Here is a 21,211-nt window from a genome sequence, read left to right as displayed (position 1 = left end):
GGCGGGACGGACTACGCGAGGAGCGGCCGCACGTCCTCCGCGGCGAAGCGGACGAAGCCTTCCGGGTCGGGTTCGTCGCCGGTGGGCTGGAGGACGACCGTGTCGGCGCCCGCCTCGGCCAGCCGCCGTACGGCGTCTGCGACGGCGCGGGCGTCCCCGGCGACCCCGAGGCCTGCGTCCGCGGCGTGCCCCTCGGCGACCAGCTCGGCCTCCAGCCGCTCGCGCGCCCCGTCGCCGGTCGCGGTCAGCAGATAGACGACGACCCGGTGGCCGTCCGGGTCACGCCCGGCCGCGACGCGGCCCTCCCGGATCAGCCCGCACGCCTGCCGGACGCCGTCGGCGGAGGTGTCGGCGGTGAGGATGGTGCCGTCGGCGGCCTCCCCGGTGAGCCGTACGGTGCGGGGGCCCATACCGCCGGCGAGGACGTCGACGGGGCCGGGCGGAGGCCAGTCGAGCGTGACGTCGTCGAGGGCGACGTAGCGGCCCTTGGTCGTGACCGTCTCGCCGGCCAGCAGCGCGCGCAGGGCGCGGAGATGCTCGCGGAGCAGGGTGAGGGGCGACTCGACGCGCGCGCCGACCTGCCCCATCCAGTCCTGCACGCCGTGCCCGACGCCGAGGATCGGGCGGCCGGGGAACATTCGGTGCAGGGAGGCGGCCTCCATGGCGGTCACGGCGACGTTCCGCAGGGGGACGGGCAGCAGTCCGATGCCGACGCGCAGGCGCTCGCTCCACGCGAGGGCGGCGGCGCCGGTGGAGATACCGCCCTCCCGGAAGCAGTCCTCCCACAGCCACAACTCGTCGAGCCCGGCCGCGTCGGCGGCACGCACGACGGAACGCAGCCGCTCGGGGGCGAGCTGGGGGCGGAACACAGCGCCGAGTGTCGTCGTCATGCGGGTGTACCTACCCACGGGGGCCCGCCCCGGAAAACCTCGGCCGGGGCGGGCGGGGGCGGTGTGCGTCCGGTCAGCGGTTGACGGACTGGATCTCCTGGACGACGACGTCCTGCTCGCCGCCGAACGTGCCGTCCGGGAGCGGCTGCTCATCAGCGACTCCGGTGCCGGTCCAGTGGATCTTCCAGGTGACCGTGGCCTGGAGCTTGTAGGCGTCGTCGCCCGAAGAGCGCAGGTACTTCACCCCGCACGGCGGCGTGCGGTTCGCCTTACCCTCGGCGTACGGCTCACCGATCCGGCCGTTGTCGATCTCGCAGACACCGGAGGCCGGGTACGTCTCCGCGTCGGAGGTACCCGGTTCGATCCTCACGGACACCGGCTCGGCCGTAGTGGTCGCCTGGACACCCAGCAGGGGCACGGACGCCGTGACCGAGACCGGCTTGAAGTCCGCCCCGTCCAGCCACATCCAGGTCGGCAGATTCACCTTGGTCGCGCCGTTCGGAGCGAGATCCACCTCGGTGCCGGGTACGCGGATCTCGGCGTAGGCGAGCTGCGCCAGCATCTCGGGGGTGATGGCCTGCGGGATGTCGGCCGGCGGATCGTCGTTGGTGTCCACCCAGAAGAAGGGCTCGTCGCAGTCGAGCGCCCCCGGGTCACCGATGCGGCCCGGCGTGACATAGGAATCCCACCAGTAGCCCTCGCCGGTCTTCTCCTTGTTGAAGTCCTTGTAGGGCTCGCCCTCGACATACCGCTTGCGCTGCGAGAGGTCCCACTCGTGTCCCGTACTCCCCGCCTCCCAGATCGGCTCCAGATACTTCTGCAGCTGCTCCGGGGTGTACTTCGGCGCGTAGTAGCAGGCGGGCGGGGTCCAGGTGGTGGCGGAGGTGACGGCGCCGGCCTTCGGACCGGATCCGTTCTTCGAGCGGTCGAACACGACGGCTCCGGCCGAGGCCGAGATCGTCCCGTCACCCTGGTCGCCGTCGACCTGTGTCTCGCTTCCCGTTCCCTTGCCGCCCGGCACGAAGTCAGCACGTGCCATCGGGCTTGAGGCCAGCACAGTGAGCGCGGCCATGAGTGCCGCCCCCACCGAGATCCTCGCTACGGCTGGCATTGAGCCGCCCCCCTCGTAGAGATGATCTGGGATGTCTGCCAGACGCCTTCAGCGTTCTTGTCGAGCCTCGTGTTGTACAGCACATAGCTGTTCTTCGTGACCGGCGTCTTGTGAATCTTGTTGGTCTTCTTGTCCTTGCTGAAGCCCTTGCTCTCGTCCGCGCAGAAGACCAACGTCGCGGAGTTCTTGTTCTTGAGCGTCACCTCGCGGTCGTAGTAGCGGGCCTCGCCTGTCATGGTGGCCCCGGCCTCCTCGAACTGGGCAACCCAGCTCAGCGCGGCCTCCAGAGCCTTACCCGTGTTGTAGAAGGCGAGGGCCTCGCCCTTGGGGTCCGTCCCCGTGATGGCAGCGTCCACAGCACGCATCCGCTCCGCGCTGTCCGCAAGGATCGCGTCCTTAACGGGGTCCCCCGTCTCACCGCCCTCGAAGGTCAGCTTGAGGTCCGGTGGCAGCTCAATCTTGGGTCGGTCTGTGGGCGTTGCGGCCGATGCACTCGGGGGCGCGGACTTCCCACCCCCGGTGTCGGCGCCGGCGATCTCGTCGGAACCCTTGGACGGACTGTCGTCGTCGCTTCCGCACGCGGACAGCGTCAACGCCGCGGTGGCGGTCAGCGCAAGCGCTGCGAGCAGGGTGGGACGGCGGTTCACAGTCGGCTCCCGGTGGGGCGAGGCGTCACATCAGCACGCCAACGCTATCCAGCCGTCGCAGTGCGACACCAGAGAGGTTGGGTCAACTGCAACACAGCTAGTACCGAATTGGGACGCGAACGCCCGTCAAGGCCGGCACTTCTCACTCCCGGACTGCGAAACGATCTCCTGGATCACCCACACGCCCTTACCCTCGTCCCTTCTCAGCGAGCTGTGGTAGCTCACATAGCTCTTGGCCGTCACCTCGGTCTCCTCGATCTTGTCGGTCTCGAGGTACTTCACATACGCCTTGCCCTGGTCCTCGCAATAGCTGAAGGACGCCGTGCCGTCCTTGTCGACGCTCACTTCAGGTGCGTAGAAGCGGTAGGAGCCTGTGATGCCGGCCTTGTGATCCACGTAGTTCTGCACGAACTTCTCAGTGGTGGCGGCAGCTTCACCCTCGTAGTAGTAGAGGTACGCCTTGTCGAAGGCGTTCTGGTTCACGATCGCCTGGTCGACGGCCTTGATGGACTGCTCGCTGTCGGCCAGGACCGCGTCCTTCTCCTTGTCGCCGGTCTTCGGCCAGTCGAAGGTGTAGGAGAGGTCGCTGGGCAACTCGACCGCCGGGCGCCCGTCCGACGCTGGGGCAGACGACGCCGGCGCCGTGGACGGGGTCTCCTTGCCGCTGCCCTTGGCCGGCGCGTCGGGGTCCTCGCTGCCGCACGCGGCCAAGCTCAGGGCCGTGGTCACGGCGAGCGTAGTGAGGAAGGCGGTGCGGCGGTTCAAGGAAGCTCCCGGTGGGGCGAGGCGTCGCATTGGTGGGGTCACGCTATCCAGTGACGCGGGGTACGGTCGGCGGGGTGAGGGGAGGCAAGGTCGTGCGGTGGCGGGACGGGCGTGGGGAGTTGGTCGTGCGAGGGTCGCCGGACGAGGGCGTGAGCGCCCGGGTGCCGTTGGAGATCGCGGCTTCCTACCGGGCGCGGACGCGCGGACTGCTCGGGCGGGAGAGTCTCGAAGGCGCGCTGTTGCTTTCGCCCGCCAACAGCATCCACACCTTCCGTATGCGCATGCCCATCGACGTCGCCTACCTGGACCGGCGGCTCCGCGTCCTCGCCGTACGCACCATGCCGCCCGGACGGCTGGGTCGCCCGCGCGTCCGTGCACGGCATGTCCTCGAGGCCGAGGCGGGGGCCATGGAAGGGTGGGGGCTCCGCGTGGGCGCGGTGGCGGAGGTGCGCGCACTCCGCTGAGTCAGCTCAGTTCGCCCCTCGCGGGAACGAGATCTCCACCCGCCGGTTCTTCTTCCGGCCCTCCTCCGTCGAGTTGTCGGCGATCGGGTAGTCCTCGCCGTAACCGCGCACCTCGTACGTGATGTCCGCGTCGCTCATCTCCTGCTCGAGGATGCCGTGCACCGCGTTGGCCCGCTTACGGGACAGCACGTCGCCGTGCGCGGACGAGCCGAGGTTGTCCGTGAAGCCGAAGACGCGGATGCGGGTCGCGTTCTGCGTCTTGATCTCGTTCGCGATGACGGAGATGCGTGCCCTCGCCTGCGCGGAGATCTTGGCGCTGTCCTTGCCGAAGAGGACCTCCGCCTGGAGGGCGAACGTCACGTTCGTGTTCGTGTCCTCGCGGCGCTCGTCCCCGCTCTGGTCCTCGACGACGGACTTGATGTCCAGCACCTTCGGCTCGGCGAGCGTGGCCCCGTCGGGGAGCTTCAGGTCGGGATCGTTGGGGTCCAGTTCCACCGGCGCGGACGCGCTGGCTTCCGTGCCCGGCGGGACGCTCGGTCCGTCGTCGGCCCGGGCCACGGCGGGGCCGGCGGCCAGCAGGGTGGCGACCGTGCCGATGAGTAGGAGGCGCGTGTGTGTCATCCCGGCCTCACCCGGAGATTTGGATGGTGCCGCTGGCGAACATGGGCAACTGGAGGGACACCTCGACCGTGTCAGTGGGCGGCGCGGGGAACTGCATGAAGACCGGCACCGACTCGCCCGACTTGATTCCGGTGATGCCGGTGGTCGTCAGCGGGCGGCCGTCCGTGTCGCGCAGGACGTAGTAGCGCTTCTTGCCCTTGCTGTCGACCAACGTCGCCCCGCCGAGCGACCGGCCGTTGCGGATGACCTCGGTCTCGTTGCCGCTCAGCTGCGCGGGCAGGTTCAACGACTTGTCGCTGTCGTTCTTCAGGGTCCCGTTGACCGTGACGAATCCGCCGTCGTCCCGCTGGGCCGAGGTCACCTGGAGCAGCAAGCCGTCCGGCCCCCTGAGCTCCACGAGCGTCTCCGTGTCTTCGTTCTCCTGAGCGCTCGGTTCGGATCCGCGTTCCTGTGATGTGGACGCGGCGCTCTCCGGCTTGCCGTCGTCGTCTCCGCCACCGCCGCAGCCGGCCACGCCCAGGGCCAGTCCGGCCGCAACCACCAGCGCGACGGCCCCGCTACGGGCCCTCGTTGTGAACCGAACGCTCATACCCTGCATCCTCAGTCACTCGTCGTTAGCTTGTCAGTCCGCCAGGTGAACGTCGAAAAGGTCCTCGGGCTTCGGCAGCAAATCCTTCGGCGCCTCAGGGTCCAGCTCCCAGTCGGTCCCGCCCTTGCAATTGAGCGTCGGAAGCTCCTGCTCTTCGTCGGCTCCCTCACCCTCTGCGGGGAGTTCGAAACCACAGCGTGGCTCGATCACCGCGCTGGCCGTTGCTCGCGACTTCTTCGTCTCGGTACCGGGCACGATGGAATCGCCGACCGTCTTGTTCGTCCGCACTTCGACCGTGTAGCCGAGGAGACCATCCGCATCGCAGTTAAGGACCGTCGCGTCGTTGGCGGCGGCCAGCTGCTCGGCCCTCCAGCACGACGGTGTCAGCCCTTCCGCCATGCCATCGAAGATGTCCTGCCACTTCTCGGGGTCGAGGAGGTTCTTCACCCACGCACCGGACAGCTGGTCGCGCCTCTCCTGTGCGGCTGCGAGAGCCGCAGCGTCGGCGGCGGTCTGCGCACCGTTCCGGTTCGCAGCAGCCTGACCGACGGCCAGGTACGCGAACGCGAGAAAGAGCAGACCCCCCACCACCGTGATGTAGATGGGAAAGGCCTGCCCGGAATCGGCGAAGCGCCGTCGACGGGTCAGATGCCGGTGACCTCGCTGATCTTGTCGGTGATGGCATTGAAGATCGTCTGCCCGATGTCCGTCCCCGTGATCGCCAGCACAATCGCCACCACCACCGCAATAATCCCCAGGTACTCCACCGCCGTCTGCCCGCGGTCGTCGCGGCGGGATGCGCGGGACTGGAGGTACCTGACCGTCGTGTTGATCCAGTTGCCCATGGTGTTCCCCTCCGACTGACCCGGTGGCGGCCCGGGTCACGGGGCCGCCGTCGACCTCGGCACCGTACGAGGGGTTGGTCAGGCCCCTCAAGGGTCCCGGGGCCCATTTCCGGGCCCAAAAGCGGGCCCATCGCGTCGTCGGCGTGCGCCTCACCACCGGCCACCTCCGTCCCGCGTCGAACTCCGCCCGTCACCGCGCCACTTCGCCGTGGCCTCGGCGCGGCTCGTGCTGTGCAGCTTCGCGAAGATGCGGTTGATGTGGTTCTTGACCGTCTTCTCGCTGATGAAGCAGGTGGCGGCGATCTGCTGGTTGCTCATGCCGGACGCGATGAGCTCCATGATCTCCGCCTCCCTCGCACTCAGCCCGTACGTCGACCTGTCAGACACCGACTGTGCCACATCCGGTTGCAGTTGCGAAAGGTTTTTCGTAGAAGTAGGCCCGGAGAGCGGCCAACTCCCCTCGGGTGCATCGCTGAAAGTGGAATCCTCCGCACCCCCCTCTCGCAATTGCGCCAGCAACCTCCCCGCCGCCGTCGGCGTCAAGTGCGGCCTCCCCCGCCTCGCGTCCCGTACCGCCGTCACCAGCTCGTCCGGCGTGAACTCCCCGTGCACCAGATACCCGTTGGCGCCTCGGCGCAGTGCCTCGTGGACGATCTCCGACTCGCCGCTGTACGTCAGCATCAGCACCGCCGTCAGCGGCACCAGGTGCGGGAGGGCCGTGAGGCCGTCCACCCCCGGCATGCGGACGTCCAGCAGGACCACGTCGGGACGGTGGGCGAGCGTCGCCTCGTACGCCTCCCTGCCGTCCGCCGCCTCCGCGACGACCTCCAGGCCGTCCCTCCCGGTCAGGAGGGCCGACAACCCCGCGCGCACCACCGGGTTGTCGTCCGCCACGACCACCCGCAGAGGCTCGGGAGGCCGCACCTCCCCGAACGGGTCCGCTTCACCGGTCATGGCCGGCCTCCGTCCTCCGTGACGCGAGCGGCCACTCCACACGCACCTCCGTGCCGCGCCCCCGCTCGCCCCGTCCGAAGCTGACGCGCGCCCCGACCGAGGCGGCCCGTTCGGCCATGCCCACCAGGCCGAAGTGGCCCGAGCGGCGCAGGCGGTCGAGGTCGGGAGCGGCGGGGAGGCCGGGCAGGCCCGTGCCGTCGTCGCGGACACCGACCGTCAGGACGCCGCACCGAACGCCGGCCCGTACGTCCACCCGCGCCGCACGTGCGTGGCGGTGGGCGTTCTCCATCGCCTCCTCGGTGATGGAGAGGAGCTGGCGGGCCACGGCCGGCGGGACCGAAGGGAGCCCGCCGCCCGCGCCGCCCTCATCCGTCCTCCTGTACGTCACCGGCGCACCGCAGCGGGCCCCGAAAGTCCGCACCGCGTCCTCCAGTTCGGCCAGGACGTCCACCTCCCGCCCAGGCTCCCCCTCCCTCCGCAGGTCCGTCAGCAGTTCCCGCGACTCCGCGGCCGCCCTGCGCGCGGACCGTGCCACCAGTTCCGCCTGGCGTTTCACCAGCGCCGGGTCCATGCGTGCGGCCCCCGCCGAGCAGGCCAGGCCGTCCGCCGCCAGGGCGACCCCGTGCAGCGTCTTGGCCACCGAGTCGTGCATCTCCCGTGCCAGACGCGCCCGTTCGGCGTCGACCGCCTCCGTGACCGCGAGGCGGGCCCGGACCGCGGCCAAGGCGCGGGTCGCCTCGCCGAGGTGGAGCATCAGCTTGCGCAGGCTGGAGCCGACCGCCCCCGCGATCACGCACAGGCCGGGCAGGATCAGCGTCTCGGCGGGTTCGGTGTGCGGGTTGTCCAGCGTGGCGTGGACGAGCAGCAGGATCACGCCCTGGAGGGAGGCGAAGACGGCCGCGCCGCGCCAGCCGTAGATGAGGCCCGCGAGCAGGGGCGTGCAGACGCTGACGTAGGCGAGGGTGGTGTCGGGTCCGGCGGAGACCAGCAGCAGGGCGCCGAAGAGGGTGTCCGCCGCGAGGAGCGTGGGGTGGCGCAGGAGGAGGGGACCGAAGCGCTCCCAGTCGCGGAAGAGGGCGTACGACACCATGAAGGTGACGACGACGGCGATGCCGACCAGGCGTACGCCCCAGCCAGGGCCCGCGTTGAGGAGGGCGGACGGGGCGGCCACGGCGATCATCGCGAGCCGGAAGCCGAAGGCCTGCCGGCACAGCGCCTGGAGGGCGTTCACCTGCAACTGCGTGTCCGGCACGGTCTCCGTGTCCCGGACAGTCCCCGTGGCCGGTGCGGCAGGCGGCTTCTGAAGTACGCGAGCGGCATCAGGCTCGGCCCCCGGGCCCCCCGCCCCCGTCACTCCCTGCGGCGTCCGCGCACGCGCCGCCACCGCCGCCACCGCCGTGACCGGCGGGGCCGCTGTGACCGCCGTGACCTGCGCGCCCTGCGGTACCTGCGCGCCCTGCGCGCCCGCCGCGACCGGCCCCGCCCCCGTCCGCCGCCGCACGGCCGGGCCGCGGCGTCGCCGCCATGCCCGTCCTCTCCGTGTCCGAGTCGTCGTCATCGCACTCCGCCTCCCGTCACTCGCCCGTGAGTGAGCCGAAGTCGGTGCCGGAACCGAGGATCAGGCCGGCGCCGAGGAGGATCATCGTGGCCGGGACCATGAACGTGGTGATCATCAAGGTGGCCTTGGGGACCGCTCGGGCCGCCTTGCGGCGGGCGTTCTGCGCGTCCGTGCGGCGCATGTCCTTGGCGAGCGCCACCAGTGTGTCGACGATGGGCGCGCCCAGCTCCTCGCCCTGCTGGAGGGCGGTGACGAACATGGCGACCTGTTCGGAGTCGTTGCGGCGGCGCAGCTCGGCGAAGGCCTGTCTGCGGCTCATGCCGAGGTCCATCTGGCGGAGGGTGATGCGCAGTTCGTCCGCCCAGGGGCCCTCGTACTGGGAGGAGACGCGTTCCAGGGCCTGCCGGAAGCCGAGTCCCGCGCTGACCACGACGGCGAGCACGTCGAGGAAGTCGGGCAGGGTCCGCTCGATGACGTCCTTGCGGACGCGGATCGCCGACCAGATGCCGACCTCCGTCCAGAACGCCCCGAACGCGAGCAGCAGCAGCGCCACGAACAGCTGGCCGCGCATCAGGAACACCAGGAAGCCGAAGCCGCCGAGGGCGCCGTAGACGGCGCGGCGGGCGGCGTAGCGGTGGATGGTGAGGCCGCCGGGGTTGCCCGCCAGGTCGATCTTGCGGCGGTACTTGGCGACCTGCTTCGGTCCCATGAGGCGCAGCACGGCGGGCGCGTAGCGCATGCCCATGCGGTCGATGAGGGAGTCGACCGCGCCGGTGCGGGTGGAGCCGACCTCCAGGGCGAGCATCAGGTCTCCGGGGAGTTTCGCCTCCGCCCGGTACATGCGGATGCCGGCGAAGATGCCGCACACGGCGAGGGCCATGAGCGCGGCGAGCAGGAGTGCCATGTCGTCGTCCCCTTCCCGGCTCAGACGTCGATGCGGGACAGGCGGCGGATGAGCAGGAAGCCGACGGCGTAGAGGCCGAAGGCGACGAGGACCGCGATCTGTCCGGCCGTCGATCCGGTCATACGCTCCAGGGCGCCGTCCTTCACCCCGTTCATCAGGAACAGCGAGCCGACGCCGAGCACGGGCACGGCGTACGAGGTCATGCTGACCTGGGAGAGCTGGGTGCGGACCTCGCGCCGGGTCTCCTTGCGTTCCTCCAGCGTCTCGGTGAGGTTGCGCAGGGCGCTCACCACCTGGCCGCCCGCCCGGTTGGCCAGCACCAGCGTGGTGACGAGGACGACGAGTTCGCGGGAGGGGAGCCGGTCGGACAGTTCGCCGAGGGCGTCCTCCATGGAGGCGCCCATCGCCAGCTGGTTGGCCACCTTCGCGAGTTCCTCCCCCGCCGGGGCCTCCAGCTCCTCCGCGGCGATGCCGACGGCGGTGCGCAGGGCGAGGCCCGCCTGGGTGGCGTTGGCCAGGATGCGGGCCAGCTCGGGAAGCTGGTTGATGAACCGCTCGATGCGCTTCTGCCGCTGCCAGTCGAGGAACTGCACGGCCGCCCACACCCCGAGCAGTCCCGCGATCGGGCCGAAGAAGGGCGCGAGGGCGGCCTGCCCGGCCATCCACAGCCCGGCGACGGCGACGAGCATCACCACGAAGAACTCGCCCGGTGTGACGTCCAGTCCGGTGGCCAGCAGGCGCAGCTCCAGCTTGCGGCCGAGGCGGGTGCGGCGCAGCCGGCGGTCCAGCGTGGGGAAGCGGCGCCGGCGGCCGGACGGGAGCTCACCGGTGGCCGACAGCCGGTCCACCAGTGCCTGCCGCTGCGCCCGTCCGGCCGCGTGGACGTGTACGCCGGCGACCGCGAGGACGCAGGCGAGCAGGGTGACCCCGGTGGTCAGCGTGATCAGGTTCTGCAGCTCCATGGGGGCGGTACCTACCTGGCTTCTCGGGTGGCGAGCTGGTCGGCGGAGTGGGCGATGCCGAACGCCTGCGGGACGGGCTGGCCGGCCATGTAGAGGCGGTCGGCGGTCCGCCGGGGCAGGGGGTGGTGGACGAACGAGCCGTGGACGCGGCCGTCGTGGGTCATCGGGAGCGCGTCGAAGCGGGCGACCGTGGCCAGCCGGTACGGCTCCCCGCCGTGGCTCTCCAGCAGGGCGATCTCGGTGATGCGGCGGGCGCCGTCGGCGAACCGGGTGAGCTGGACGATGACGTCGACGGCGCTGTTGATCTGGTCGTGCAGGGCGACGAAGGGGATCTCCACGTCGGACATGGAGGCGAGCGTCTGCAGCCGGGTGAGGGCGTCCTCGGCGCTGTTGGCGTGGACGGTGGCGAGGGAGCCGTCGTGGCCGGTGGACATCGCCTGGAGCATGTCCAGGGACTCGCCGCCGCGGACCTCGCCGACGACGATGCGGTCGGGGCGCATCCGCAGGGAGTTGCGGACCAGGTCGCGGATGGTGACGCGGCCCTTGCCCTCGACGTTGGGCGGGCGGGACTCCAGGCGGATGACGTGCGGCTGCTGGAGCTGGAGCTCGGCGGAGTCCTCGATGGTGATGATGCGTTCGCCCTCGGGGATCAGCCCGGACAGGGCGTTGAGGAGGGTGGTCTTGCCGGTGCCGGTGGCGCCGGACACGATGATGTTGAGGCGGGCCTGCACCAGCCCGGCCAGCAGGTACAGCATGGGCTCGTCGAGCGAGCCGAGGCCGATCAGCTCCTGGAGGGTGAAGGAGCGTGGGAAGCGGCGGATCGTGAGGACCGCGCCGGTGAGGGACAGCGGCGGGATGATGACGTTGACGCGCTCCCCGGACGGCAGCCGGGCGTCGACCATGGGGTTGGACTCGTCGACGCGGCGGTTCACGGTGGAGACGATGCGCTCGATGGTCTGCATCAGCTGGTCGTGGGAGGCGAACCGCAGCGGCAGCTGCTCCACCCGGCCGCCCCGCTCGACGAAGACGGCGTCGGGGCCGTTCACCATGATCTCGGTGACGGACGGGTCCTCCAGCAGCGGTTCGAGGATGCCGAGGCCGAGGGCCTCGTCGACGACGCGTCGGATCAGCTGGGAGCGTTCGACCGTGGACAGGACGGGACCCTCGCGGCTGATGATGTGGCCGAGGACGCGCTCCAGCCGGGCCCGGCGCTCGGCCGGGGACAGCGCGCTCATCTCCGCGAGGTCGATCTCCTCGAGGAGCTTGGCGCGGAAGGACGCGACGAGGTGGCCGTCCTCGCCCCGCCCGGTCCTCTCCTCGGGGGAGTTGATGCGTGCCCGCAGGCTCATGAGTGGCTCGCTCCTCGTCGTCCTCGTCCCGTTCCTGGTTCGCCGGGCGCAACGGTGGTGGTGGGGTCAGTGGTCGACGGGCATCGTGGCGCTCCTCCCCGCCGATCCGAAGTCCCAGCCGGGCACGACGGACGGGATGTCGACCCGGGCGGTGACGGTGACCTCGTCGTCGCCGCCCGACGTGCCGCAGGAGGTGCCGCCGGCCAGCCAGGAGCTGACGGCGGCCGCGCAGGCGGCCTGGGCGCCCCGGTCCAGGGAGGCGCTGCGGGCGCCCGCGCGGGCGGCGGTGCCGGCCTGCTGGGCGGTGTAGGCGATCAGGCCGAGCTGCACCCCGGCCATCGCCACGATCACCAGGATCGGCAGGAAGCCCAGGTACTCGATCGCCACCTGCCCCCGGTCACGGCGGCGGCCGTCCCCGCGTCGGTCCGGCCGGTCGGGTGCGTACGGCATGTCGGGTCGGTGGGCCATCAGTCCGTCTCCTCCTCGACCGCGCCCGCGTGACCGGTCACGTCGAACGGGAACGACAGGGTGCCGGGGAAGAGGATCGGCACCCTGATCCTCACGTCGGCGGTGACCATGCCGCCGCCCGTCGCGCAGGTCACGGTGGCGCCGCTGCCCCAGGCGCCCGACAGCTTGGCCGTGCCGGCCGCCTGGCAGGCGCCCTGGCGTGCGCCGGGGGGCGCGGCGGTCCCGGCGCGGGCCGCCTCGTCGGCGGCGTTCCCGGCGAGGGTGAAGGTGTAGCCGACGAGCACGAGCTGCCACAGCACGACCAGTGTGACGAGGATCGTCGGGGTCATGCCGAGGAACTCGACGGTCACCTGCCCCCGGTCGCGGTGCGGCCCGGTCGCCCTCGCCCGCCTGCCGCCGCTCATCCCGTGCCGTCCCTGCGCCGCCGGAAGCCGGCCGCGCCCCGGTCGCCGCGCGGCCGGCCGCCCTTGTGACCGGTCTGCGGGGCCCGTACCAGGCCGAGTTCGCCGGCCAGCGCCCACATCGCCTGCTTCACGGTGCTCTTCGCCTCCAGTTCGTGCACGCGCCCGGCGTCCACCACGCCCTGGAGTTCCTTGAAGTGGGCGGGGACCGTGGTGGCGGCGACCGCGGTGCCGGTGATCCGTGCGATGAGCGGCGGCTGGATCTCCGTGGACCGGGTGTGCCGGTTGACGACGACCGTGGTCTCCTCCGCCTTGCGGATCTGCAGCCGGTCCCACATCCGCACGGTGCGCTTGGCGCCCCGTACGGCGATGACGTCGGGGGTGGTGACCAGCAGGGCCCGGTCGGCCATCTCCACGGCCGCCGCGCCCGCGCCGCCGAGCTGGGCGCCGCAGTCGACGACGACGACCTCGTAGCGGGAGCGCAGGGCTCCGACGATGTGGCGGGCGGCCCGGTCGGTGACCTCCTCGCCGCGTTCGCCCTCGGCGGGGGCGAGCAGCAGGGCGAGTCCGCTGTCGTGGCGGAAGACGGCGTCGGCGAGGACGCGCGGGGAGATGTCGTTGATCGCGGCGAGGTCGACCACGGACCGGCGGAACTGGACGTCCAGGTAGGAGGCGACGTCGCCGGTCTGGAGGTCCATGTCGACCAGGGCGGTGGCGCGTCCGGAGGTCTGGGCGGCGAGCGCGAGCTGCACGGCGGTGAGGGTCGCGCCGACCCCGCCCTTGGCGCCGCTGACGGTGACGACGGTGCCGCCGGCGCCGGGGACCGGGTCGCCGCCGGCGCCGAGGTGGCGTCGTACGCCGGCCGACCACTGGGCGACCGCCTGGACGCGGCTGGCGAGTTCCTCGTAGCTCAGCGGGAGGGCGGCCAGGCCGCGGGCGCCGTGGTCCATGGCGGCCTGGAAGAGGCCGGGGCTCGCGTCGGAGGTGACGAGGACGACGCCGACGGCGGGGAAGCGCAGGGCGACCTCGCGGATCAGTTCCAGCGCGGGGACGGGGCCGATCCGTTCGTGGACGACGACCACCTCGGGCAGTTCGTCCAGGGACTCGGCGGCCAGCCGGGAGAGGGTGTCGACGAGCTGCGTGGAGTCGGTCACCGGGGCCAGCGGCTCCGCGTCGGGGAGCTGGCCGATCAGGGTGGTGAGGGACCGGACCGCGTCCGCGTCACCGACTGCCGGGAGGATCCTGGTGGACATGCGGGCCTCTCACTTGTCCTGCGCGAGTTCGTACGTCCGGTCCTTCTCGGGGACGCCCGTGTCGCCCCCGGGTCCGACCAGCGCGAGCCGCACCCGCTGGGCGAACGACTCGGCGTAGGTGATGCGCTGGGCGTCGAGGGGGGACAGCGCGAAGGTGATGGGGACGGCGTCGGCGGGCCCGCGGCGGTCGTCCTCGTCGGGCTGGAGGGCGGTGAGCCGGCCGACGTCGAGGACCTTGGCGCCGGTGACGATGATCTTCGACTGGTCGGGGTCGCCCTCGCGCCGCCCTTCGAAGGTGGCGTACACGTTGACCGTGGAGCCAGGGGTGATCTTGCCGGCCACGCCGGTCGCCGCGTCGATCATGATGGCGACCTCCTGCTGCCCCGGCCGGAGGGCGGGCCGGTCCACGATCATGTCGGTCTGCAGCAGTGAGCCCTTGCGCAGGGTGGTGACGGCGATCTTGCCGCGGAGGTCGTCGAGGTCGGTGACGGCGTTCTCCGACAGCCAGCGCTCGGGCATCTCGATCCGCTCGAACTGGTCGGCGCCGAGCGTGGTGTAGGGCGCGATGTCGGTCTTCAGCCGGTAGGCGGCGACCTCGGGGCCGACCTTGGAGCGCACGTCGTTGATGACGGAGAGCACGCCGGCGAACGCGCCGAGGGCGCACAGGACCGACAGGAGGATGAGTATCACGCCGCGGCGCTGACGGGAGTTCATGAACCGTGCAACCTCGTTGGGGGGTGGCGGTCGAGCGGGACGGTGCGGGCTCGTGCGGTGGACGGACGGGTCAGGTGCGTCGGGTGAGGGCCGGTCTGGCCTCGGGGGCGGGCGGGGTGGCCGAGCAGAACACGCAGCGGTCGCCGATGACGTCGATGCCGCACCAGTGGCAGGTGCCGCGCCGTACGGACGTGACCAGTTGGTAGAGCACGGACAGGTCGGGCAGGAAGGTGCAGAACTCGACGAGCTTGCCGGTGCCCCACCAGCGCCCGGACTCCGCGGGCAGCCGTGCCTCGCGCAGGCCCTGCACCTGCCAGGCGGGCGCCAGGGTGGTGGTGACCCAGTCGGACGGGAGCTGGCCCCGGGCGACGAGCATCCAGGTGCCGAACTCGGGTCCGTCCAGCTTGGCGTCGGGGCCGAGGCGGACGAGTTGCGGCTGGGGATGGGCGAGGACGGCGAACTGGCTGCCGGGCAGCCAGGACTTGGCGTGCTGCTTGAGGTCGACGGGGACCCGGTCGAGTCGGGTGACGGAGCCCAGCAGCGCCCCGGCGTGCAGGTAGTGGGTGAGCAGCCGGCCGGCCGAGGCGAGCACGCCGGGTCCGATGTCGCAGGAGGCGAGCTGCCGTAACTGGCGGGCCAGTACGGCCACGGCGAGCGGCGGCAGGTCGGGGCGGAACAGGGCTATCCGGTCGCTCTCCAGCAGGGAGCGCAGGGTGTGGAGCCGCCGCAGGACGGAGGCCGGGGTGGCCGGGGAGCACACGACGACGACATGGCCGTGGGCCTCGACGACGGCCTGGATCTCGGTCAGCACCTCGTCGAGCGGGCGGGTGCCGACGTCGCGCAGCACGACGGCGGGCAGGGTCCGTTCGTCCTGCGCCGGAAGCGCCATGTCGGCGCCGGTCACGGCAATGGCAGTTGGCACGCGCGGCTCCCCGTTCTCCCCATGCCCGTCGGTCCACCGGGTGTTACTCCGGCGCACCCTCGTGACTTCACTGCGTGACTACCTCAGCACTGTATCCGCGGGTCTGTGACCGGAGAACAGCCTTTGGGCAGCCGAACAGCAACTTCTGGTCCTCACAATGCGCCAAATCGGGGCAGGCCGATCATCTCGCCGGTCTCAATACGGCACCGACCGTGTGGGTTTGGTGCACCCGGCTTGACGCCGGACCCGCGCCGGACCCTCCGGGCCACGCTTCCCACCCGCCCGACGCCCTACGCACCCACGAGCGCCGCCGTTTCCGGTCTGGACCTATTGACAAGCGGATTGGTCTGGACCACGGTGTGACGCATCAACGGTGGCCACCGTCGCTTCCCTCCCCAACTCCCCCACCGGAGGCCCCAAGTGGACCGCGCACCCCGTACGCCCGGACGCGGCAGACGCCCCTGGGCGGCCGCCCTCGTCTCCGCCCTGGCCCTCGCCCTCCCGCTCGCCGGAGCGGGCCAGGCGACCGCGGCCGACGTCAACAACGCGAAGAACGCCGGGTTCGAGTCGGGCCTGAGCGGCTGGACCTGCTCCGCCAACAGCGGCAGCGTCGTCTCCTCCCCCGTGCACGGCGGTGCGGCCGCGCTGAAGGCCACGCCCGCCGGTCAGGACAACGCCCGCTGTTCCCAGACGGTCGCGGTGCGGCCCAACTCCACGTACCGGCTGACCGGATGGGTGCAGGGCGGGTACGCCTACCTGGGCGTGACCGGCACCGGCACCACGGACGTGTCCACCTGGACGCCGGACTCCTCCGCCTGGAAGCAGCTGTCGACCAGCTTCTCCACCGGCTCGAACACCACGTCTGTGACGGTGTACACCCACGGCTGGTACGGCCAGCAGCCCTACTACGTGGACGACGTGTCCGTCCTCGGCCCCGACGGGGGCGGCGGCGGTGACCCGGAGCCGACGGTCCCGGCCACCCCCGGAGGGCTCACCGTCTCCGGCACGACGGCCAGTTCGGTGACGCTGGCGTGGAACGCGGTGTCCGGCGCGACCGGCTACGCCGTCTACCGCGACGGCACCCGGGTGACCGCCGTGACCGGCACCTCGGCGACCGTGACCGGGCTCGCGGCCGCCACGTCGTACAGCTTCCAGGTCGCGGCGACCAACGCGGCGGGCGAGTCCGCGAAGTCCGCGGCGGTGTCCGTGCGCACCCGGGAGAACGGCGGCGGGGGCGGAGACCTGCCCCGGCACGCGGTGACCGGCTACTGGCAGAACTTCAACAACGGCGCGGCCGTGCAGAAGATCTCCGACGTGCCCGGCCAGTACGACATCATCGCGGTCGCCTTCGCCGACGCCACCGGCACCCCGGGCGCCGTCACCTTCAACCTGGACTCGGCGGGCCTGAACGGCTACACCGTCGACCAGTTCAAGGCGGACGTCCGCGCCAAGCAGGCGGCCGGGAAGAAGGTCATCATCTCGGTGGGCGGCGAGAAGGGCACCGTCGCGGTGAACGACTCCGCCTCCGCGACGAACTTCGCCAACTCGGTGTACGCCGTGATGCAGGAGTACGGCTTCGACGGCGTCGACATCGACCTGGAGAACGGCCTCAACGCGACCTACATGACGCAGGCGCTGCGGGCGCTGTCCGCGAAGGCGGGTCCGTCGATGATCCTCACGATGGCACCGCAGACCATCGACATGCAGTCGACGTCCAACTCCTACTTCCGGACGGCGCTGAACGTGAAGGACATCCTCACGGTCGTCAACATGCAGTACTACAACAGCGGTTCCATGCTGGGCTGTGACGGCAAGGTCTACAGCCAGGGCTCGGTGGACTTCCTCACCGCGCTGGCCTGCATCCAGCTGGAGAACGGCCTCGACCCGTCCCAGGTGGGCCTCGGCCTGCCGGCCTCCACGCGGGGCGCGGGGAGCGGCTACGTCGCACCGTCCGTGGTGAACGCCGCCCTGGACTGCCTGACCCGGGGCACCAGCTGCGGCTCGTTCAAGCCGTCGAAGACCTACCCGGCCCTGCGCGGCGCGATGACCTGGTCCACCAACTGGGACGCCACGGCGGGCAACGCCTGGTCGAACGCGGTGGGCCCGCACGTCCACGCGCTGCCGTAACCGGCACGTCCCTCTCCCCCACGACGGCGTCCTGCTCCGGATCAGCTGATCCGGAGCAGGACGCCGTCCCCGTCACGGGCCGCCGCGCGGAAGTACGGCACCAAGGCCCCGTAGTGGGCCGTCACCACGTCCAGCGGCTCACCGCGCTCCCGGACGATCGTCGGGTAGATGCCCGCCGCGGCCAGGTCGGCCGGGGTGACGCCCTCGGTGAGTCGGGCGGGGGGGCGTGGCGGCGAAGGCGTTGGCGGCGGCGCGGACGCGGTCGTCCTGACAGCGGCCACCGACAACGGACCGCGCGCCGTGTCCGCCGCCCCATGAAACATTTCTCCGGGTCCACCGCATCAATGAGGTGAGAGCGGTTCGGGGAGCACGACGGGGGACGGAATGGGACAGCAGCGCAGCGCGGACTACGCGGAGTTCGCCTCCGCGCGGGCGGGACACCTGTACCGGTCCGCGTGCCTGCTCACCGCCGGGGACACGCACCTGGCCGAGGACCTCGTCCAGGAGACCTTCGGCCGGCTGTACGTCCGCTGGGGACGCGTCTCGCGGGCGGAGAACCCGGCCGCGTACGCGCAGACCGTGCTCACCCGGACCTTCCTCGCCCACCGGCGGCTGCGCAGCAGCCGGGAGCGGGCGACCGACACCTTCCCCGACCTGCCCGGCGCCGCCGACGGCGACGCACCGCTGCGGCTGACACTGATGGCCGCGCTCGCCCGGCTGCCCGCCAAGGACCGCGCCGTCGTCGTCCTGCGCTACTGGGAGGACCGCTCGGTGGAGCAGACCGCCGACGTGCTGAACGTCAGCTCGGCGGCGGTGCGCACGCGGTGCGTCCGCGCGCTCGGCCGGCTGCGGGAGCTGCTGGGCGAGGACCTCCACGAGTTCTCCCGCCCCTGACCCCGGCCGCTCCATCACCTCATACGCCCGTACCCGCAGAAAGGTGGGTTCGTCATGCCCGAGAACCAGCACGAGGACCCCTTCGAGGACCGGTTCGCCGCAGCGCTGCGCGACACCGGCCACAGCTTCCGTACCGACGACCCGGCCGCCCTCGTCGGCAGAGGCGAGGTGCGCGGGCGACGCAAGCAGCTGCTGCGGCGTACGGCCGTGCTGGGCGGGATGACCGGTGTCGCCCTGGTCGGCGTGGGCGCGACGCTGCTCCTGGCGCCCGACGTGCACGACCCCCGGCGGACCTCCGCCGCGGCCGGTCCTGCCGCGACCGCGAGCCCTTCGGCGGCGAGCCCTTCGCCCGCCGAGCCTTTCACGGGCGACGACATCCTGCGCTCGCTCAAGGAGCTTCTGCCGCAGGGCGCGTACAAGGAGGAGCAGGCCCAGGGCACGGACTCGCTGATGCCCCCGTACGCGCACGTGGTGTTCGACGACGGCAGGGGTGCGGCGGCCCTCGGGCTGAGCTTCGGCCGCGTGGAGCCCGGCAGCGAGCAGGCCCGGCAGCGGGCGACCTGTCCGGACAAGGCACTCGTCAAGTACGACGACTGCACCACGGCCAAGCTGCCCGACGGCTCCCGGCTCGCGCTGTTCCAGGGCTACGAGTACGCGGACCAGCGGGCGGACACCAAGCGCTGGTACGCCGAACTGCTCACGCCCGAGGGGCACCACGTGCTGCTGACCGAGTGGAACGCGCCGGCCGAGAAGGGCGCCCCGGTGTCCCGGCCACAGCCCCCGCTGTCCGTGGAGCAGCTGAAGGAGGTCGTCACCGCCGACGTGTGGCCGCGGGTGGTGGACTCCATGCCGTCGCGCGGGGACCGGTCGGCCACCGGCGAGGCGCCCTCGCCGGGGACGCGGGACAAGACGATCGGCGACACGCTCGCCGGTCTGCTGCCCAGGGAGCTGAACATCGTCGGTGAGGGTGGCCAGGAGAGCGAGTACGCCTACCTCGTCGTCGACGACGGCAAGGGCGGGAGCCTCGTCCAGATCAATGTGCAGCCCGGCATGTCGGACATGGCCGGCGTACTGTTCGAGGACGCCGAGGAGCTGGCCGACGGCAGGCTGGTCACCACCCGGCAGTCGCCCGGGGAGAAGGGCGCCGAGGGCGTCGTCATGTGGACGGTGGACACCCTGCGCCCCGACGGACTGCGCGTCGTCATCAGCGCCTTCAACACGCCCGCGCAGCACCAGGACGCCACACGCGACACCCCCGCGCTCACCATGGAGCAGTTGCGGGAGATCGCGCTGAGCACGGTGTGGGACGCGGGGGCGTGAGGCGGGTCCGGCGGAGCGTCAGAAGAACTCCGACCACGGCTGGTCCCAGATCTGCTTGACCGCCAGGACCAGGAACAGCAGGCCCGCGGCGGCCAGCATGCCGTTGCTGAGGTGTCCGTTGCGCCATTCGCGCGGGGTGCGCGAGGAGTTCAGGAGCCACAGCAGGGTGAGGGCCAGGAACGGCATGAACGCCGCGCCCAGCACACCGTAGATGATGATCAGGCGGAACGGCTCGTCCTGGAACAGCAGGATCATCGGCGGGAACGTCAGCCACAGCAGGTACGCGCGGAAGGTCCAGGAGCGTTCCCGGCGGCCGGAGGCCAGTTCGTCGGCGCGCGCCTGCCGCTCGCCGCGCCGCCGGGCGAGGAAGTCGGCGAACATCAGGCTCACGCCGTGCCAGACGCCGATCAGCGAGGTGAAGGAGGCGGCGAAGAAACCGACCAGGAACAGGGTGCCGGTGGTCGTCCCGTACCGGTCGTCCAGGATGTCGCCGAGCTGGACGAGGCCTTGGTCGCCGCCGGAGAGGGCGATGTTCGCCGAGTGCAGCAGCTCCGCGCCGACGAAGAGCATCGCGACGACGAAGACGCCGGTGGTGAGGTAGGCGACCCGGTTGTCCAGCCGCATGACCTTCATCCAGCCGCTGTTGGTCCAGCCCTTGGCGTTGACCCAGTAGCCGTAGGCGGCCAGTGTGATGGTGCCGCCGACGCCGCCGATCAGGCCGAGGGTGTTGAGGATGGAGTCCTTCTCGTCGGGCACCACGGGGAGGAGGCCGGCGAAGGCGTCGCCCAGGTTGGGCGTGACGCGGAACGCCAGGTAGACGGTGACCACGAACATGACGCCCACCAGGACGGTCATGACCTTCTCGAACACCGCGTACTTGTTGAACCAGACGAAGACCAGGCCCACGAGGCCGCAGGCGATGCCCCAGTACTCGAGGTCCATCACGCTCGGGAACAGCGCCTGGAGCGGCAGCGCGCTGGACGACATGGCGGCGGCGCCGTAGACGAAGCCCCAGACGACGGCATAGACGGCGAAGAACCAGGTGGTCCAGGAGCCGAGGCTGGCCCAGCCGTCGAACAGGGTGCGCCCGGTGGACAGGTGCCATCGTCCGCACGCCTCCGCGAGGGAGATCTTCACCAGGCAGCCGACGACGGCGGCCCACAGCAGGGTGTAGCCGAAGTTGCTGCCGGCGATGAGGGTGGCCACGAGGTCGCCGGCGCCCACGCCGGTCGCGGCGACGACGATGCCGGGGCCGATGTAGCGCCAGCTGGACCGGCGCGGCTGGGGGCCGGGCCCGTCCTTCGCGCCGAGGTCCTGGGTGTTGCCCGTGGTGTCCGCCATGGGGCCAAGAAAGCGGACGGGTGCCGGTCCCACAAGAGGGCGTGCCGGGATCTTCACCGGTTCCCCCTGGCGGGGCGGCCGACTCCGCGCTCTTGACCTGATCATGTCAGCT

General features: G+C 71.4%; 24 protein-coding genes. 4 read left to right on the top strand and 20 right to left on the bottom strand.

Features of this window, described 5'->3' with window-relative positions:
• Positions 1-11 precede the first annotated feature (11 nt).
• The 4 genes from MTR79_RS04785 to MTR79_RS04770 form a co-directional block, all read right to left on the bottom strand.
• Positions 12-890: an LLM class flavin-dependent oxidoreductase gene (locus MTR79_RS04785; RefSeq protein ID WP_244789298.1), complete on the bottom strand. Its 879-nt coding sequence runs from the start codon at positions 888-890 to the stop codon at positions 12-14.
• A 73-nt stretch (positions 891-963) separates the two neighbouring features.
• A complete protein-coding gene (locus tag MTR79_RS04780) occupies positions 964-2,001 on the bottom strand; it encodes a hypothetical protein (protein WP_244789296.1) in 1,038 nt (345 codons plus the stop codon).
• Positions 1,989-2,648 carry a hypothetical protein gene (locus tag MTR79_RS04775; protein ID WP_244789294.1) on the bottom strand — a complete coding sequence of 220 codons (660 nt, stop codon included), beginning with the start codon at positions 2,646-2,648 and terminating at the stop codon, positions 1,989-1,991. Before MTR79_RS04775 ends, MTR79_RS04780 begins: the two co-directional genes overlap by 13 nt.
• Before the next feature lie 126 nt (positions 2,649-2,774).
• Positions 2,775-3,413: a hypothetical protein gene (locus MTR79_RS04770; RefSeq protein WP_244789291.1), complete on the bottom strand. Its 639-nt coding sequence runs from the start codon at positions 3,411-3,413 to the stop codon at positions 2,775-2,777.
• Positions 3,414-3,487: 74 nt separating this feature from the next.
• Here MTR79_RS04770 and MTR79_RS04765 point away from each other — a divergent pair, with 74 nt between their 5' ends.
• The gene (locus MTR79_RS04765; protein WP_244789289.1) at positions 3,488-3,877 is read left to right on the top strand and encodes a DUF192 domain-containing protein; all 390 of its coding nucleotides are present in this window, start codon (positions 3,488-3,490) and stop codon (positions 3,875-3,877) included.
• Between the two features lie 6 nt (positions 3,878-3,883).
• On the opposite strand, the gene MTR79_RS04760 is transcribed toward MTR79_RS04765, so the two are convergent.
• The 14 genes from MTR79_RS04760 to MTR79_RS04695 all read right to left on the bottom strand — a co-directional run bounded on the left by MTR79_RS04760 (position 3,884) and on the right by MTR79_RS04695 (position 15,384).
• Positions 3,884-4,498 (bottom strand): OmpA family protein, encoded by a 615-nt coding sequence (locus MTR79_RS04760; protein WP_199217998.1) that lies wholly within the window; start codon positions 4,496-4,498, stop codon positions 3,884-3,886.
• A 7-nt stretch (positions 4,499-4,505) separates the two neighbouring features.
• Positions 4,506-5,087 (bottom strand): DUF3426 domain-containing protein, encoded by a 582-nt coding sequence (locus tag MTR79_RS04755; protein WP_244789287.1) that lies wholly within the window; start codon positions 5,085-5,087, stop codon positions 4,506-4,508.
• 33 nt (positions 5,088-5,120) lie between these two features.
• Positions 5,121-5,735, bottom strand: coding sequence for a pilus assembly protein TadG-related protein (locus MTR79_RS04750; protein ID WP_244793065.1), 615 nt, complete (start codon positions 5,733-5,735; stop codon positions 5,121-5,123).
• The gene (locus MTR79_RS04745) at positions 5,732-5,932 is read right to left on the bottom strand and encodes a Flp family type IVb pilin (protein ID WP_048455871.1); all 201 of its coding nucleotides are present in this window, start codon (positions 5,930-5,932) and stop codon (positions 5,732-5,734) included. The genes MTR79_RS04750 and MTR79_RS04745 overlap by 4 nt, the downstream gene beginning before the upstream one ends.
• A 150-nt stretch (positions 5,933-6,082) precedes the next feature.
• Positions 6,083-6,886, bottom strand: a complete 804-nt coding sequence (locus MTR79_RS04740) for a response regulator transcription factor (RefSeq protein WP_244789285.1) — start codon at positions 6,884-6,886, stop codon at positions 6,083-6,085.
• Positions 6,876-8,444 carry a histidine kinase gene (locus MTR79_RS04735; RefSeq protein WP_244789283.1) on the bottom strand — a complete coding sequence of 523 codons (1,569 nt, stop codon included), beginning with the start codon at positions 8,442-8,444 and terminating at the stop codon, positions 6,876-6,878. The genes MTR79_RS04740 and MTR79_RS04735 overlap by 11 nt, the downstream gene beginning before the upstream one ends.
• Before the next feature lie 16 nt (positions 8,445-8,460).
• Positions 8,461-9,348 (bottom strand): DUF5936 domain-containing protein, encoded by an 888-nt coding sequence (locus MTR79_RS04730; protein WP_086703283.1) that lies wholly within the window; start codon positions 9,346-9,348, stop codon positions 8,461-8,463.
• 20 nt (positions 9,349-9,368) lie between these two features.
• On the bottom strand, positions 9,369-10,310 hold the full coding sequence (locus MTR79_RS04725) for a type II secretion system F family protein (RefSeq protein ID WP_048455874.1): 942 nt from the start codon (positions 10,308-10,310) through the stop codon (positions 9,369-9,371).
• An 11-nt stretch (positions 10,311-10,321) separates the two neighbouring features.
• A complete protein-coding gene (locus tag MTR79_RS04720; RefSeq protein ID WP_086703282.1) occupies positions 10,322-11,659 on the bottom strand; it encodes a CpaF family protein in 1,338 nt (445 codons plus the stop codon).
• A 66-nt stretch (positions 11,660-11,725) separates the two neighbouring features.
• Complete coding sequence (locus MTR79_RS04715; RefSeq protein ID WP_244793063.1) at positions 11,726-12,109, bottom strand: TadE/TadG family type IV pilus assembly protein; 384 nt, start codon at positions 12,107-12,109, stop codon at positions 11,726-11,728.
• A gap of 17 nt (positions 12,110-12,126) precedes the next feature.
• Entirely contained in the window at positions 12,127-12,531 is a 405-nt protein-coding gene (locus MTR79_RS04710) for a TadE/TadG family type IV pilus assembly protein (protein ID WP_244789281.1), read from the bottom strand.
• Positions 12,528-13,781: an AAA family ATPase gene (locus tag MTR79_RS04705; RefSeq protein WP_086703279.1), complete on the bottom strand. Its 1,254-nt coding sequence runs from the start codon at positions 13,779-13,781 to the stop codon at positions 12,528-12,530. The genes MTR79_RS04710 and MTR79_RS04705 overlap by 4 nt, the downstream gene beginning before the upstream one ends.
• A gap of 9 nt (positions 13,782-13,790) precedes the next feature.
• Positions 13,791-14,495: a Flp pilus assembly protein CpaB gene (gene cpaB / locus MTR79_RS04700; protein ID WP_086703277.1), complete on the bottom strand. Its 705-nt coding sequence runs from the start codon at positions 14,493-14,495 to the stop codon at positions 13,791-13,793.
• Positions 14,496-14,565: 70 nt separating this feature from the next.
• Entirely contained in the window at positions 14,566-15,384 is an 819-nt protein-coding gene (locus tag MTR79_RS04695) for a hypothetical protein (protein WP_244793061.1), read from the bottom strand.
• Between the two features lie 453 nt (positions 15,385-15,837).
• Between MTR79_RS04695 and MTR79_RS04690 the strand changes: the two genes are divergently transcribed.
• A complete protein-coding gene (locus MTR79_RS04690; protein WP_244789279.1) occupies positions 15,838-17,544 on the top strand; it encodes a glycoside hydrolase family 18 protein in 1,707 nt (568 codons plus the stop codon).
• Between the two features lie 41 nt (positions 17,545-17,585).
• Here the strand turns inward: MTR79_RS04690 and MTR79_RS04685 are convergent, their stop codons facing one another.
• The gene (locus tag MTR79_RS04685; protein ID WP_348538679.1) at positions 17,586-17,825 is read right to left on the bottom strand and encodes a DUF1877 family protein; all 240 of its coding nucleotides are present in this window, start codon (positions 17,823-17,825) and stop codon (positions 17,586-17,588) included.
• A 103-nt stretch (positions 17,826-17,928) separates the two neighbouring features.
• Here MTR79_RS04685 and MTR79_RS04680 point away from each other — a divergent pair, with 103 nt between their 5' ends.
• Both MTR79_RS04680 and MTR79_RS04675 read left to right on the top strand, forming a co-directional pair.
• Positions 17,929-18,438, top strand: a complete 510-nt coding sequence (locus MTR79_RS04680) for a SigE family RNA polymerase sigma factor (RefSeq protein ID WP_189364323.1) — start codon at positions 17,929-17,931, stop codon at positions 18,436-18,438.
• A gap of 54 nt (positions 18,439-18,492) precedes the next feature.
• Positions 18,493-19,758 carry a hypothetical protein gene (locus tag MTR79_RS04675; RefSeq protein ID WP_244789277.1) on the top strand — a complete coding sequence of 422 codons (1,266 nt, stop codon included), beginning with the start codon at positions 18,493-18,495 and terminating at the stop codon, positions 19,756-19,758.
• Positions 19,759-19,776: 18 nt separating this feature from the next.
• On the opposite strand, the gene MTR79_RS04670 is transcribed toward MTR79_RS04675, so the two are convergent.
• Positions 19,777-21,099: an Nramp family divalent metal transporter gene (locus MTR79_RS04670; protein WP_244789275.1), complete on the bottom strand. Its 1,323-nt coding sequence runs from the start codon at positions 21,097-21,099 to the stop codon at positions 19,777-19,779.
• Between the last annotated feature and the right edge of the window lie 112 nt (positions 21,100-21,211).

This window comes from Streptomyces sp. BJ20 (assembly GCF_022869105.1).
GTDB classification, from domain to species: Bacteria; Actinomycetota; Actinomycetes; order Streptomycetales; family Streptomycetaceae; genus Streptomyces; species Streptomyces griseoincarnatus.
Note: the sequence above shows the minus strand (reverse complement) of the source record. Positions and strands in the feature narration are given on the sequence as shown.